Origin of the sequence: Streptomyces sp. NPDC046862 (genome assembly GCF_040704615.1) — a bacterium.
Taxonomy (GTDB): domain Bacteria; phylum Actinomycetota; class Actinomycetes; order Streptomycetales; family Streptomycetaceae; genus Streptomyces.
In genome coordinates this window covers 121,423-135,717 of the sequence record NZ_JBEYXP010000024.1, presented here as the reverse complement: position 1 = coordinate 135,717, position 14,295 = coordinate 121,423, and the positions used below count along the sequence as shown (strand labels likewise).

Annotated in this window: 14 protein-coding genes; 8 read left to right on the top strand and 6 right to left on the bottom strand. The window is 69.5% G+C overall.

Going from position 1 to position 14,295, the window contains the following annotated elements:
• Positions 1–108 precede the first annotated feature (108 nt).
• The 4 genes from AB0959_RS26275 to AB0959_RS26260 all read left to right on the top strand — a co-directional run bounded on the left by AB0959_RS26275 (position 109) and on the right by AB0959_RS26260 (position 3,343).
• Positions 109–1,059 carry an NmrA/HSCARG family protein gene (locus tag AB0959_RS26275; protein WP_366829012.1) on the top strand — a complete coding sequence of 317 codons (951 nt, stop codon included), beginning with the start codon at positions 109–111 and terminating at the stop codon, positions 1,057–1,059.
• An 88-nt stretch (positions 1,060–1,147) separates the two neighbouring features.
• Complete coding sequence (locus AB0959_RS26270) at positions 1,148–1,615, top strand: helix-turn-helix domain-containing protein (RefSeq protein ID WP_366829011.1); 468 nt, start codon at positions 1,148–1,150, stop codon at positions 1,613–1,615.
• 608 nt (positions 1,616–2,223) lie between these two features.
• Positions 2,224–3,108: a pirin family protein gene (locus AB0959_RS26265; protein ID WP_366829010.1), complete on the top strand. Its 885-nt coding sequence runs from the start codon at positions 2,224–2,226 to the stop codon at positions 3,106–3,108.
• Positions 3,005–3,343, top strand: a complete 339-nt coding sequence (locus AB0959_RS26260) for a GNAT family N-acetyltransferase (protein WP_366829009.1) — start codon at positions 3,005–3,007, stop codon at positions 3,341–3,343. Before AB0959_RS26265 ends, AB0959_RS26260 begins: the two co-directional genes overlap by 104 nt.
• A 399-nt stretch (positions 3,344–3,742) precedes the next feature.
• On the opposite strand, the gene AB0959_RS26255 is transcribed toward AB0959_RS26260, so the two are convergent.
• Positions 3,743–4,693 carry an NADP-dependent oxidoreductase gene (locus AB0959_RS26255; protein WP_366829008.1) on the bottom strand — a complete coding sequence of 317 codons (951 nt, stop codon included), beginning with the start codon at positions 4,691–4,693 and terminating at the stop codon, positions 3,743–3,745.
• Positions 4,690–4,977: a DUF2218 domain-containing protein gene (locus AB0959_RS26250; RefSeq protein WP_366829007.1), complete on the bottom strand. Its 288-nt coding sequence runs from the start codon at positions 4,975–4,977 to the stop codon at positions 4,690–4,692. Before AB0959_RS26250 ends, AB0959_RS26255 begins: the two co-directional genes overlap by 4 nt.
• Before the next feature lie 213 nt (positions 4,978–5,190).
• Between AB0959_RS26250 and AB0959_RS26245 the strand changes: the two genes are divergently transcribed.
• Positions 5,191–6,090 (top strand): arginase family protein, encoded by a 900-nt coding sequence (locus tag AB0959_RS26245; protein ID WP_366829006.1) that lies wholly within the window; start codon positions 5,191–5,193, stop codon positions 6,088–6,090.
• Between the two features lie 80 nt (positions 6,091–6,170).
• Here the strand turns inward: AB0959_RS26245 and AB0959_RS26240 are convergent, their stop codons facing one another.
• Positions 6,171–6,725, bottom strand: a complete 555-nt coding sequence (locus tag AB0959_RS26240) for a MarR family winged helix-turn-helix transcriptional regulator (protein ID WP_366829005.1) — start codon at positions 6,723–6,725, stop codon at positions 6,171–6,173.
• 87 nt (positions 6,726–6,812) lie between these two features.
• On the opposite strand from AB0959_RS26240, the gene AB0959_RS26235 reads away from it, so the two are divergent.
• A complete protein-coding gene (locus AB0959_RS26235; RefSeq protein ID WP_366829004.1) occupies positions 6,813–7,241 on the top strand; it encodes a zinc-binding dehydrogenase in 429 nt (142 codons plus the stop codon).
• A 35-nt stretch (positions 7,242–7,276) separates the two neighbouring features.
• Entirely contained in the window at positions 7,277–8,161 is an 885-nt protein-coding gene (locus AB0959_RS26230) for a pirin family protein (RefSeq protein ID WP_366829003.1), read from the top strand.
• Between the two features lie 18 nt (positions 8,162–8,179).
• On the opposite strand, the gene AB0959_RS26225 is transcribed toward AB0959_RS26230, so the two are convergent.
• Entirely contained in the window at positions 8,180–8,743 is a 564-nt protein-coding gene (locus AB0959_RS26225; RefSeq protein ID WP_366829002.1) for an NAD(P)H-dependent oxidoreductase, read from the bottom strand.
• 95 nt (positions 8,744–8,838) lie between these two features.
• On the bottom strand, positions 8,839–9,483 hold the full coding sequence (locus AB0959_RS26220) for a TetR/AcrR family transcriptional regulator (RefSeq protein ID WP_366829001.1): 645 nt from the start codon (positions 9,481–9,483) through the stop codon (positions 8,839–8,841).
• Positions 9,484–9,784: 301 nt separating this feature from the next.
• Here AB0959_RS26220 and AB0959_RS26215 point away from each other — a divergent pair, with 301 nt between their 5' ends.
• Complete coding sequence (locus AB0959_RS26215) at positions 9,785–13,513, top strand: family 78 glycoside hydrolase catalytic domain (RefSeq protein WP_366829000.1); 3,729 nt, start codon at positions 9,785–9,787, stop codon at positions 13,511–13,513.
• Between the two features lie 68 nt (positions 13,514–13,581).
• Here the strand turns inward: AB0959_RS26215 and ribA are convergent, their stop codons facing one another.
• Positions 13,582–14,229 carry a GTP cyclohydrolase II gene (gene ribA / locus AB0959_RS26210; RefSeq protein WP_366828999.1) on the bottom strand — a complete coding sequence of 216 codons (648 nt, stop codon included), beginning with the start codon at positions 14,227–14,229 and terminating at the stop codon, positions 13,582–13,584.
• Positions 14,230–14,295 lie beyond the last annotated feature (66 nt).

Here is a 14,295-nt window from a genome sequence, read left to right as displayed (position 1 = left end):
CCGCTGCCGTGTCCAACTCGCTTCGAAGAAGTTGTCACGTCAACCGTCATGTGGTCTAGTAGTTGATGTATCAACTATGAATTCCTCCTTGAGGCAGGAGCAGCTGTCATGAACGACAAGAAGGTCATCGCGGTCGCCGGAGCCACGGGCGCGCAGGGTGGTGGCGCCGCTCGGGCGATCCTGGCCGATCCGGACTCGGGCTTCACGGTGCGTGCGCTGACCCGGAACCCGGACTCGTCCGCCGCGAAGGAACTGGCCGAGCTCGGTGCCGAGGTCGTGCGGGCGGACTTCTTCGACGAGCCGAGCGTGCACAAGGCCTTCGAGGGTGCCTACGGAGCCTTCCTCGTCACCAACTTCTGGGCGCACGGCTCGGCGGCAAAGGAGACCGAGGAGATCGAGGTCCTGGTCCGGGCGGCCAAGGCCGCCGGTCTGCGGCACGTGGTGTGGTCGACGCTGGAGGACACCCGCGAACTGCTCCCGCTGGACGACGAGCGCATGCCCGTCCTGCAGGAGAAGTACAACGTGCCGCACTTCGACGCCAAGGGTGAGGCCAACGAGCTGTTCCGGCAGGCCGGGGTGCCGACCACCTACCTGAACACCACCTTCTACTTCCAGGGCTTCGTGCAGACCTTCGCCCCCAAGCGCGGCGAGGACGGTCTGCTGGCCTTCGCCATGCCGTTCGAGGACGGCAAGCTGCTGGCCGGGGTGGACGTGGCCGACATCGGCCGCACCGCTCACGCCGTCCTCAAAGGCGGCGAACCGTTCATCGGCGGCACCGTCAATCTGGCGGGCGACCACCTGACCGGCGCTCAGTACGCGGAGAAGCTGGGGGCCGTGCTCGGCGAGCCGGTGCGTTTCCAGTCGGTGCCCTATGACGTCTTCCGTGGCCTCGGCGTACCGGCGGGCGACGAGATCGCCAACATGTTCCAGTACTACGGCGACTTCGACCAGGAGTTCACCGGCGCCCGCGACCTGGAGCGGCTGCGGGAGATCAACCCGGCGCTCAGGAGCTTCGACGACTGGCTGGCCGAGAACGCCTCGAAGATCCAGGTGAACTGACCCGCAGAGCAGGTCGCGCCGCGCCTGCGGAGTCATGACCGGCCCTGGGGCAATTCGGTGAAACGTCAACTACGTTTACACTTTCTCCATGGGAGAAACAGTGCGATGGCTGACACCGGAGGAGCAGCGCGCCTGGCGAGGCTTTGTCAGGTTGCACGAGCGACTCGGCGGGCGTCTGGGCCGCTTGCTGCAGTCGGAGTCGAAGGTGTCGCCTGCGGACTTCGCGGTGCTGGTCAACCTGACGGACACGCCTGACGGACGGCAGCGGTACCAGGATCTGGCCAGGGCGCTGGAGTGGGAGAAGAGCCGGATGTCCCACCACATCGCGAGGATGGCCGGGCGGGGCCTGGTGGTGCGGGAGGAGTGCGCCGAGGACGCGCGCGGTGCGTTCGTGGTGATCACGGACGCCGGGCGTGCGGCGATCGAGGCCGCCGCCCCGCGTCATGTCGAGGCGGTGCGCGAACTGTTCATGGATCACGTCACACCGGCGGAGCTGCGGGTGCTGGCCGAGATCTCCGAGCGCGTCATCGGCAAGCTGGACGAGGACGCCTGCTGACCCGGAAAGCCGGCCAGAGGATCAGGTGACGCGTCAGGCAACTGTCGGCGTGACCTGTGCCGACCGAGGCGCCCGCACCGGATGCCTGCCCGGACTCCTGCGTGTCGGTGTTCGGCGCGTCCTTCGCCGCTTCGCCTCCGAGGTCTGCGCCAGGGCGTGGAAGGCTTGGGACTCTGCTTGTCGGTATAGATCCTCCGGCCCGCGGATCCGGGGCTTAGGTCGCTCACTTCGCGCTTCCTGCGGGGCTGTCACGCGGCCACGCGCCAGGTGTGTGCTGTGGCCGTCGGTGTGCTCTCGTGGCATGGTAGTTGATGCAACAACTAGATCGGCTGAGAGGTGGTCCCGGTGAGCAACGTGGAAACCCGGCCGACGGCACTGAGATGCGGGGCGGCCGTGGACGGCCGGCCGGCCGGCCGAGGGTCCTCGGATCGGTGTGCTGTCGGCGCGGGAGGTGCCGCTGGGCGGACCGCGTGCCCTGCACGTGCGCCGGACGCTGCCGCAGCGGGCCCGGACGCTGATCGGAGCCTGGTGTTTCGCCGACCTCCCCCACGCTCGGCTTCGCTCGCGCGGGGGACCCCATCGGCCCGGCCGACGCCACCGCGAAGGGCATGGACGTACCCGCGCATCCGCACACGGGCCTTCAGACAGTGAGCTGGCTGTTCAGCGGCGAGATCGAGCACCGCGACACTCTCGGCAGCCGTGCCCTGATCCGGCCCGGCGAGGTGAACCTCATGACCGGCGGACACGGCATCGCCCACTCGGAGGTCTCCACCCCGCGCACCACCGTCGTCCACGGTGTCCAACTGTGGGTGGCGCTGCCCGAGGAGCACCGGAACGCCGCTCGCGACATCCAGCACCACGTGCCCGAACCCGTGGGGGTCCACGGGGCCGAGATCAGGGTCTTCCTGGGCTCGCTCGGCGGAAGCACCTTCCCGGTGCGGACCTTCCCCCCGCTGCTCGGTGCAGAGATCCTCCTCGAACCGCGTGCGACGGTCACCCTCGCCCTGGACACCACCTTCGAGCACGGCCTCCTCGTGGACACCGGGGACGTCCGCCTGATCGGCACCGCGCTGCGTCCGGACGAACTCGGTTGTGTCCCCTGCGGCGCCGACGCCGTGACGCTGGAGAACGCGTCGGACGCTCCCGCGCGCACGATCCTGCTCGGCGGTCCTCCTTCCGAGGAGGAGATCGTCATGTGGTGGAACTTCATCGGCCGCAGCCACGAGGACATCGTGCGGGCGCGGGAGGACTGGCAGACGGGCACCGACCGCTTCGGCACCGTGGAAGGCTATCCGGGACACCGCCTGCCCGCTCCGGCCCTGCCCAACGCCCGTCATCACACCGCGCGGGAATCCTCCGCGCCACTGACCCTCGTACGAAAGGCATCTGATGAGTCAGCCTCCCGCCCACCGGATCGTCCAGCGCGTGGACGCCGAAGACCGGTACGAGATCGTGGTCGACGGCCGGCGCGCCGGGCTGACGGCCTACCGTGACCGCGGTGGACGGCGCGTCTTCTTCCATACGGAGATCGACGACGCCTTCGCCGGTCAGGGACTGGCCACGGAGCTGGTCCAAGGGGCGCTCGCCGACGTACGGGAGTCCGGGAAACGGATCGTGCCGGTCTGCACGTACGTGGCCAAGTTCCTCGAACGGCACGACGAGTTCGCCGACATCACCGATCCCGTGACGCCGGACGTTCTGCGGTGGCTCAAGGAGCAGCTGCGCTGAGAGCACGGGAACGACGGAAACGGGCGTGGCGCTGCCCGCCTCGGCGCCGCGTCAGTAGCCCACCGTGAAGCGCCGATCGAGGTGCTGCGGGTGGTCGATCTCGTCCACCAGGGCGACCGCGTAGTCCTCGTAGGAAACGCGCGCTTGGCCATCGTGCCCGGTGACCTGGTGGTCGAGGCCGGTGCGGTATATGAGCGTGTCAGGGTGAAGGCGACCCGCCCAGGACGGCCGCGGGCGAGGCCGATCGAAAGGGGCCGGCTGGGCCTGCGCCCTGGGCGGTGACAAGGGCAGGGTGAGAAGGACAGCGTGACGAGGGCAGGGTGAGAAGGACAGCGTGACGAGGGCAGGGTGACAAGGACCGGGCGTCGTGCTCGCCGCCGTCGTGCTCATGAGCGGGGCTCAGAGACGGATGATCCTCTTGCCGCGGACATGGCCGGAGCGGGCGTCGGTCACGGCGGCGGGGGCGTCGGGCAGGGGGACCTCGGTGTCGATGGTGATGCGGAGCCTTCCGGCGGCGGCGAGGTCGGCGATGGCTTCCAGCTCGGCCCGGGTCGGGCTGCTGGAGAGGTTGACGCCACGGATCTCGCGGGCGGCCAGCGCGTCGGGATCGGCGGCGTAATTGGTGCTGATGAGGATGCCGCCGGGCTTGAGCAGGCCGGCCAGGGCGTCGATGCCGTCGCCGCCGGGGTGGGTGATCAGGTCGAGGACGGCGTCGATGCCGTCCGGGTGGGCGGCCAGGACCTGGTCGCCGGTGGGCGCGGTGGTGAAGTCGATGGTCTCCCGGGCACCGAGGTCCCGGAGGTGGGCGGCGATGTCAGGGGTGGCGGTGGCCAGCACTCGGGCTCCCTCGTTCGCGGCGAACTGGACCGCGGACTGGCCCACACCTCCGGAGGCGCCGTTGACGAGGATGACGTGCCCGGTGTCGAGCCGGGCCGTCTCGATGGCCTGATAGGCGGTGACACTGGCGGTGGGCAGTGCGGCGGCCACGGAGAACGGCAGGTCGTCGGGTATGCGGGCGATCCTGCCGTCCTCGGAGGCGACGGCGTACTCGGCGTACGAGCCCCGCCCGTGCCGGACGTTCATGAACTGCCCGTAGATCCTGTCGCCCGGCCGGAAGAGGTTCACGCCGGGGCCGACGCGCTCGACGACGCCGGCGCCGTCCGAGCCCATGACGAGGGGGAAGCGGTGCTCGACGACGTTCTTCAGAGCTCCGTCGGCGACCTTCCAGTCGAAGGGGTTGAGCGCGGCGGCGTGCAGGCGGACCAGCAGCTCGCCAGGGCCCGGCTCCGGTACGGGCAGGTCGGTGAGCAGCGGACCGGCACCGAAGCCGGTGATGACCACGGCCTTCACGACAGCTCCCAGGTGACCGTCAACTCGTTGCGGCGGCCGAAGCGTTCGAGGTGGCTGCCCACGACGTCCTGGATGGCGGTGAGCGCGGCCCCGTCCGGTGAGGTGACGCGGATCAGCAGGTGGTCCTCCGCCGGCTGGAGCAGGACGTCGGTTTGCTGGAAGGTGAGGCGGTACCCGCCTTCGGGGGTCTCCTTCATGGGGATCTTCCGGCCGAAGTGCGAGGCGAGCTGCTTGGCGTAGCGCGGGGCGGCGTCGGTGGTGGCGCGGCCGAGGGAAGTGGACATGACGGAACTCCAGGGGCTTGGAGGGGCGACGGGCTGGGGTTGTCGAGTGCGAGGGTGGACGAGCCGTGTGATTCAAATTTGAATCTCACTGAGTCGACCATAGCCCAGTCTGCTTCAAATTTGAATCGATGGGCCGGTGTCGTGTCGATCACATCGCACGGACCCCGGTCGGCGGCGGCAATGAACCACGCAGCGAGGGTGAAAGGAAATCCTGTGACGGACCACGAGGGTGTCGACCTGCGCCTTGTCTGGCCCCAGTGGCAGGGCGCCGGGTCCTCCAGTGTCAAACAGTTCGCCTCCGAGTTCCCGTTCGACGTGGCCCGCCGGGGCTACGCCGTGGGCTCGGCGGTTCTGGAGGCGGTGCTGCCGCCGCACGACGGCCCCACGGCGACGGTGCCGGTGACGATGTCCGACGAGGGCATCGAGCTGCGCGACGGCGTGGAGGCCAAGGAGGTCGTCGTCGAGCAACTGGCGCGGGCTCTGGAGATCATCCGCCAACACGACCCGGCCCGTATCGCGACGCTCGGCGGCGAATGCGCGGTGAGTGTCGCGCCGTTCGCCGAGCCGGCCCGCCGCTACGGCGACGACCTGGCGGTGATCTGGATCGACTCGCACCCCGATCTCGACACTCCTGATACCGAGTACGAGGGGTACCACGCGATGGCGGTGTCGGCGCTCATCGGCCAGGGCGACCCGGACGTGCTGAAGCTGCTTCCGGCGGCCGTATCCCCGGACCGGGTCGCCCTGGTGGGGCTGCACTCGTGGCAGGACGACGTCTTCCCGAAGATCGCAGAGTGGGGGCTGAAGGCCTTCGCGCCCGACGAGCTCCGGGAGTCGTCGCGGCCACTGCTCGACTGGCTCGCGGCCACCGGGTGTTCACGTCCGGCCATCCACTTCGACGTCGACACGGTCGACAGCGATGAGATCGTCCTCGGGCTCGGTCCCGAACCGGACGGGCTCACCAGTGGCGAGGTGCGGCGCGTCGTCGACGACCTGAAGGGGGCCGGGGATGTCGTCGGGTTCACGATCGCGGAGTTCATCCCCCGTCAGGTGATGCACCTGCGGCAGATCCTGAGGGGCTTCCCGCTGGTCTCCGGAGCGGCGGCGGACTGAATGGCGCGCCGGGTGGACGGAAACGCTCCGCCGGCGCAATGGTCGCAAAGAGCGGTTGGCGCGATGGCGGTCGGCGTCATTCACCCCTGGGAGTTGCTGCCGCCCTGACCGCGGTTCCGTGGACTTGCCGCACTTCGGTGGTTGCCGGTGGTCGCGCCGACCTGCCGGGCCCTGCCCGTCGGGCGACTGTCTTCGAGGTGGTGGATGAGGTGGCCGGTCAGACCGGCCAGCTGTGTCACCTGGTGCGGTGACAGGGCGTCGAAGACCAGGGCGCGGACCGCTTCGACGTGCCCCGGGGCCGCCTGCTCGATGGCGGCCCGGCCGGTGGGCGTGAGGCGGAAGGTGGCACCGCGCCGATCGGTCTCGCACTCCTCCCGCTCGACCAGTCCGCGCCGCTGCATCCGGGCGAGCTGGTGGGACAGGCGGCTCTGCTCCCAGACGAGGGAGGCTCCGAGGTCGCGGGCGCGCAGTCGCTGGTCCGGCGCGTCGTGCAGGTGGCCGAGTACCTCGTAGTCGGCGAGGGAGATGCCGTGTTCGTCCTGGAGTTGCCGGCCCAGTACGGCTTGCAGTTGGGCGGTCAGGTGGATCAGTCCGCGCCACGCCTGCTGTTCCCCGGTCGTCAGCCACTTGGTCATGGCATCAGTCTAGGGGAATGCATGACGCGTCATGTAAGTTCCATGATGTGTCATGCAATAGCCGTGGCCGGCACACAAGGAGTGATCATGAAGGCCTTCACCGTCGCCGCGTTCGGTGCGCGGCCGCTCCTGTGCGACGACGTCCCGGAACCGACCGCTGGACCTGGAGAGGTACTGGTGCGCGTCCAGGCGTCGTCGGTTAACTGGCTGGACTCGGACATCGCCCACGGCATGTTCGAGGGCGTGGTCCCGCCCGAGCTGCCGATCAACCTGGGGCGGGACTTCGCCGGGACCGTCGAGGCCCTTGGCGACGGCGTCTGCGACCACGGTCCCGGCCGCACGAACGTCGCGCACGGCCCCTGCCCGGAGATCCTCGGGCGCGTGGCGCGGCACCTCGCCGACGGCACGATCACCATCGACATCCAGCGGTCCTACGACCTCACCGAGGCGGCCGAAGCCCTGCGGGCGCTCGCCACCCACCACACGCGCGGCAAGATCGCCCTGCGTGTCGCCTGAGCCCCGCCCCACCCTTTCCCACCCGGAGCAGCATCATGAACGCACAGTTGACGGGGCAGCGGACCCTCACCCGCATCACCACCAAGCAGCAGTTGGGCCCCGACGCGCAGGTCGACGACAAGGCCCTCGTCTTCGTGCCCACCGACCCGGCCCTGACCGACCCCTTCCTCGCACTGGTCGAGGACTGGTTCTCGACCCCTGGTTTCGAGTGGCACCCGCACCGAGGCCTGGAGACCGTCACCACCGTCATCGACGGCGTCCTCGAACACGGCGACAACCTCGGCCACACGGGGGCGCTTCAGGCCGGTGAGGTGCAGTGGATGACCGCCGGGCGCGGCATCGTCCACCGCGAGCTCGCCTACCGCGACGAACACGCGCACGTGCTGCAGATGTGGCTCAACCTGCCCGCCGCCAAGAAGATGACGCCGTCGCGCTACCAGGACCTCACCAAGGGCGCCATGCCCCGTGTGCACGCGCCGGGCGTCACCATCGACGTCCACGCCGGCACCGTCGACGGCGTCACCGGAGCGGCCCGGACCCACCATCCGGTCCAGGGACTGGTCGCCACGCTCGACCCAGGCGCCTCGTACGACCTGCGCGTCCCGGGCGAGCACCGCCTGTTCGCGCACGTGATGAACGGACCGCTGCTGGTCGGCGGCCGGGAGCTGCGTGCCGGGCAGACCGGCTGGTCCGACCCGGGCACCGGTCGGGCGACGACGACCCTGCAACTCGCGGCCGTCGACCCCGAGCAGCCCGGGCGCGTCATGGTCTACAGCGGCACGCCCCTGCGTGAACCCGTCGCCGTCGGCGGCCCGTTCGTGATGAACACCAAGGTGGAGATCACCAAGGCGTTCACCGACTTCCACGCCGGCTCCTTCGGCCAGGTGCCCCGCATGGCGCGCCTCGCCTACGACCGGTAGACCCGGAGCCGCCGAGGCTCAGCGCAGCGGGCGCAGGGCCTCGGCGACCCGGACGAGTTCGTCGAGCACCGCCGTCGCGGAAACGGTCATGACCTCGTTCGGCACCAAGCCCCCCTCCTCGTCGAGGAACTGGTGCACGAAGGGAATCGCCACCGACTCGAAGAGCGGCGTCATCTTCAGGGTGGTCACCACCTGTTTGATCATCTGCACGGCGCGGGTGCCGGCGGAGACACCGCCGTAGCTGACCAGGCCGACCGGCTTGTACTGCCACTCGCGGTGCAGGTAGTCGATGGCGTTCTTCAGTTCGGCGTTGAAGCCGGAGTTGTACTCCGGCATCACGAACACGAAGGCGTCCGCCTCGGTGACCTTGGCGCTCCAGTCGCGGGTGTGCTGGTGCGTGTACTTGCCCAGGCGCGGGTGGTGCGGCTCGTCCATGAACGGCAGGTTCACCTCGGCCAGGTCCACCAGCTCGATCTCGTCGAAGCCGCCGTGTTCCTTGGCGTGGCTCTCGAACCACTCACCGATGGTGAGGCCGATCCGGCCGGGCCGCGTGCTCGCGATGATGATCTCCAGTTTTGCCATGGGAAGTTCTCTGCTCCTTCGGTGCGGAGTGCTTGTTTTCCTGGTCACCGACGAGCCCGTCCGACCCGCTCGGGCCCCGGCGTCCGGCGATCTGCTCAGTGGCCGGCCTGTTCGCGGTCTCGGTTCTGGTGGCGGTCCCGGTCGGGCTCCTGGTCGAAGAGGAGGCGTACGAAGTCGGTGACCGGGCCGGTGATGTCCAGCTCCTGGTCTAGAACCCACTGGAGTTGGAGCCCGTTGAGTACGGCGTGGAAGAGGACGGCGGCGCTCTCGGGGCTGACGCCCTCGCGCAGCCTGCCGCGGGCCGCGTCGTCGTGGAACCCCTCGGCGAACTGCGCGCGCCCGCGTTCGTAGCGTTCGACGAAGTAGGTGTGGGCGGGGTGATCCGAGCGTGAGGCCGCGGCCGCGAGCTCGATCCACAGGCGCATCAGTTCGGGCGCCTTCTGATGATGCCGTATGAGCTCGCCGAGGTAGGGCGCGAGCTGGTCCGGGCTGTCGACCTGTTCCAGCCCCCGCTGCCATTCCTCGGCGTCCCGTTGGGCGAGCACCTCGGCGAGGAGTTCGTCCTTGTTGCGGAAGTGGTGCAGGAGTCCAGCGTGGGTGATGCCGACGCGCTCCGCGATGTCGCGCAGCGAGGCCTTGGCGTAGCCCTTCTCGGCGAAACTGTCGCGTGCCGCCCGGACGATCTCCGCTCGGCGGGCTGGTGTCTTGGCGTACGGTCCACGCGCTTTTGCCTGACCCACGGTGAGCTCACTCTCCCCGACGAAGCCGCTCCGGATCGGCCGGGTGCGTCGACGGCGTCGACGGTCGCCGACCGAGAGAGAAAACTTACCACGTGGTTGGTATTCGCATCCTCGCCCGTTCCCTGTGTCTCAAGGTCGCTTCCAGGTCCGCGGAGTTGAACACCCTGCGAGGGTAGCCGCCGCCGGCCATTGTCTTTCCGTCGCGGTTGCTCGTAAGCTTTCCACTTGGAAGGTATTGAAACGTTTCAGGAACCCTCGGGGGAGGGGCGCCCCTGCTGCGCCGGCGAAAGGAATCTGAGCCGTGGCCGAGGAGAACAGAAGTGCGTTGAGCCGCCGGCACATGCTCGGCATCATGACGGCCGCGGCAGCGGGGGCCTCTCTCCCGCTCGCCGGCGCACCGGCCGCGGTCGCGGCGGGCGGGGCGCCGGCCGGGGCACGCGGGGAGTCGGCCGGGGCGGCATCCGGCGGGCACGGCTCCGCTCCTGCGCGTCTGCGGGTCAGCTCCCGGGTGGAGCCCCTGGGCACCGAGACCGCACCGGCGTTCAGCTGGGTGCCTCCGGTGGCCAGACAGACCGCGTACGAGATCCAGGTCGGCACCGGGCCGGGCAAGGCGGACGTCTGGCGCAGCGGCAGGGTGGCCAGGTCCAACAGCACCGAAGTGGCCTACGAGGGCGGCACGCTGCGGTCCGAGCACGCGTACTTCTGGCGGGTGCGGACCTGGGACGGGAAGGGCGCGCCCGGCCCCTGGAGTGAGCCCGCGAGCTGGGAGACGGGTCTATTGAAGGGCGAGAAGGACTGGTCGGGCGCGCGCTGGATCGGCGGCCGCGAGGCGCAGGACCACGACTGGAAGGACCTGACCGCGACCGTCGTCTTCCGCGGCGGCACGGACCCCGCGAGCGGCCTGTCCCTGCTGCTGCGCGCCGAACCCGTCGGCAAGACCTGGGGCGAGGCGCTCAACTGGACGGTCCGGCAGAGCGGCGACGACATGCAGCTCCTGATGAGGACCAGCCACTACGCCGGAAACACCTGGGTGGACGACGGCACCTCCGAGCCCGACTGGGGTGTCGACCTCTACGACCAGCAGAGCGAGACCAACCCCACCACCGCGGGCACCCGCGGCGTCCCGGTCGGCACGGTCACCCTCCCCGCGGGGACCGGGCTGACCAAGGACACCTGGGCCACCCGCGACCACACGGTGGAGGTCGCGGCCGTCGGGCTCACAGTCACCACCAAGGTCAACGGTGTCGAGGTCGACAGCCGCACGCTCACCGGAGACCAGATCCGCCGCCACGGCAGCTTCGGCTTCGGCGGCGGCACCTCCGCCACCGTGCGCGGCGTCAAGGTGACCGGCACCGGCGCCCGCGACCTCTCCGTCGACCTCACGACCGGCGCCAACCCGTTCGAGAACGGCATCGGCACCCTCGACGGGCTGACCTTCCCGCCGAAGAACCCCTTCATCCCGTCCAAGAACAGCGTGCTGCCGATCGCCAGCCCGGCACCGGTGCTGCGCCGCGCGTTCACCCTGCCCCGAGGGCGCCGCGTCGCCACGGCCCGCCTCCACCTGAGCGCCGCGGGCAAAGTCACCTTCACCGTCAACGGCGACCCGATCACCGTCGACGGCAGGCGGGCGAACCGCGGCCGGACCAACGTGCCCCGGCTCCTCACCGACCAGAGCACCTACGACCGCACGGTCCTCTACGACACCTTCGACATCACCGCGTCACTGCGCGCGGGCCGGGAGAACGTCGTCGCCGCCGAGCTGGGACGCGGCTGGTACGGCGTGACGACCCCGCAGGAGTGGTACTGGCAGCTCGCCCCCTACACGGGCCAGCCCCGCCTGCGCGCGAAGCTCGTCGTGACGTACACCGACGGTTCCCGCACGACGCTCGTCACGGACGAGGACTGGCTCGCGGCGGACGGGCCCACGACGTTCGACTCCGTGTACTCGGGCGAGAAGTACGACGCCCGGCGCGCGGAGGAGCTGGGGGAGTGGCGCTCGGTCGGTTACCCCACCGGCCGCGCGTGGCGTCCGGCCACCGTGCTCATCCCGCCGGGCAGCTGCGCCGGACCGTCGCCCGAGTACCACGGCGCCCTGCCCGCCACGACGCTTCCCGACGGCTTCAAGCCCGCCGTCCCACGGGCCCACGAGGCGGAGCCGGTGCTGGTCGACCGGACGCTGCGCCCGGTCTCGATCACGGAGACGGCCCCCGGCTCAGGCATCTGGGTCCTGGACTACGGTCAGATCCTGACGGGCCTCGTCCGCCTGCGGCTCACCGGCGTGCGCCCCGACAAGGAAGGCCTCACCCTGCGGATCCGCGGCGGCAACCGGATGGTCGCCGGCGACGGGACGGCCGCCTCCCCGCTCTCCGTCGAGGAGGAGAACTTCCAGCACGACGCCAACCTCCAGACGCACTACTACACCGTCGGCAAGCGGCCCACGCAGAGCTGGGAACAGCAGTTCAGCCACTTCGGCTTCCGCTATCTGGAGGTCATGAACCTCGAAGCCGTGCTCGGCCGGAAGCCCGACCCGGGGCAGGACGCAGAGGCCCTGACCGTCGGCGTCGCCCGGACCGGCTTCGCCCGCACCGGCACCTTCACCACGGACAACGCCCTCATCAACCGCCTCCAGCGCAACCTGGAGTGGGCCGAGCGGAACAACCTCGTCCAAAAGCCCACCGACACCCCCTCCCGCGAGAAGAACGGCTGGACCGGCGACGCCATGGCCAGCTCCGAGTCGGAGTCCCTCACCTGGGACGTCAACGCCGTCCTCACCACCTACCTGCGCCACTTCCCCGACACACAGATCTCCACCGGCCAGCTGCCCATGATCGTCCCCATCGCCAAGGGCGGCTACGGCTACGACCACACCCCCGGCTGGAACGCCGCGTGGAAGGCGGTGCCTGCCTGGGACTCGGCGTACTTCGTCATTCCGAGGGAGCTGCACACGTACTACGGCAACAGCAGCCTGTTCGCCGAGCTGTACGACCACCAGGACACGCTCCTGCAGTACTACGAGACGCTGTTCACCGCCGAGAACGACTACAGGTTCGAAGCGTCCCTGGGTGCCTACTCCGGCGCGGAGAGCCCCGGCAACAACGCCGTCATCAGCCTCGCCTTCTACATCCACTTCTGCGACTACATGGACGAGGTGGGACGCGGGCTCGGCCGCACCGCACGCGCCGACCACTACGCGAAGCTGGCGCGCACCCTGCGCAAGGCGTTCATCGCGAGCTACTGGGACACCTCCAAGGGCTGCTTCACCCAGGGCAGCATCTCCAGCGAGAACGCCATGGCCATCGCCTTCGACCTGGTCCCCGGTTCGGACCTGAGCCCCGACGACCCCCGCCACCTGTCCGGCACGAAGACGCTGGCGGAGAACAAGAGTGCCCTCGCGAAGCTGCTCGCCGACCGGATCGTGGCCGCGGACCAGCACATCCAGAACGACATGTACGGCTCGCGCTACGAGTTCAACATCCTCAGCGAGTACGGCTACACGGACGTGGCGTTGAAGGCCGTCACGCAGACCGGCCAGCCCGGCTACGTCCACCAGATCGCCAAGGGCGCCACCTCTCTGTGGGAACAGTGGACCGACCGGCTTTCGGTCAACCACCACTACCGCTCCAACGTGGCCACCTGGTTCTACCAGAGCCTGGCCGGCATCAGGCCGACCTCCATCGCCTACGAGTCGCTGTGCATCCGCCCGTACATTCCCTCGGTGGCGGTGAACAGCCTGGTCCCGAAGAGCACCGAGGACACCGACCTGTCACCCGCGACCCTCGACCACGTCAGCGCCTCCATCGACACCGTGCGCGGCAAGGTGTCCTCGAAGTGGCGGCGCCTACCGGACGGCAGGATCGACCTCGCGGTCACCGTTCCCCACAACACGGACGCCGAGATCTGGGTCCCCACGCAGAACAGGCCCGTCACCGCGCCCGAGGGGGTCACTCACGTCCGTGACGACACCTCGGGCGGTGCGGCCTACGAGGTCTACCGGGCCCGGGCGGGCTCGTACCGCTTCAACGCCGGATGACCTGACCGCGCGGACCATGGGTGTGCCCATGGCGATGCCTTTCTCAGGACGGGGGATCGTTCCAGGCGTCAGCCGGCCAGGCTCGGCACCGGAGCGAGGGCGATGGTGTGGTGGGTGTGCTGGACCTTGGCGTGCAGGTAGCGCAGGTTGCTGGGCGTGGTGTGCACGCCGGTGGGGACGGTCCGGGCGACCGCGATGCCGAGGTCGTCCAACTGCCGTGCCTTGTCCGGGTTGTTGGTGAGCAGGTCCAGCTCGGTGATGCCGAGGGCGGTGAGCATCTGGGCGGCGGCCGTGTAGTCGCGGGCGTCCTCGGGGAGGCCGAGCGCCAGGTTGGCCTCGTAGGTGTCCAGGCCCTGGTCCTGCAGGGCGTAGGCGTCGAGCTTGTTGTACAGGCCGATGCCGCGGCCCTCCTGGCGGAGATAGAGCAGGACGCCTCCGGTGGTGGCGATGCGCTCGGTGGCTTCGCGCAGCTGGGGTCCGCAGTCGCAGCGCGCGGAGCCGAAGACGTCACCGGTGAGGCATTCGGAGTGCAGACGCACCAGCGGGGTGGCGGTGGCGGACGGATCACCCAGGATCAGGGCGACGTGCTCGGCGCCGTCGGCCAGGCCGTGGAAGGTGACCACGTCGGCGGTCACGCGGTAGCCGTCGGAGAAGCGCAGCGGAATACGGACCCGGGTGCGCACGGTGGCGGCGGGCGTGAGGGGGCTGGTGGTCATGGCATCTCCCGTGGCGTAGATTGATTCAAATTTGAACGTAAGATGGACGATAGACTTGTAGTTCCA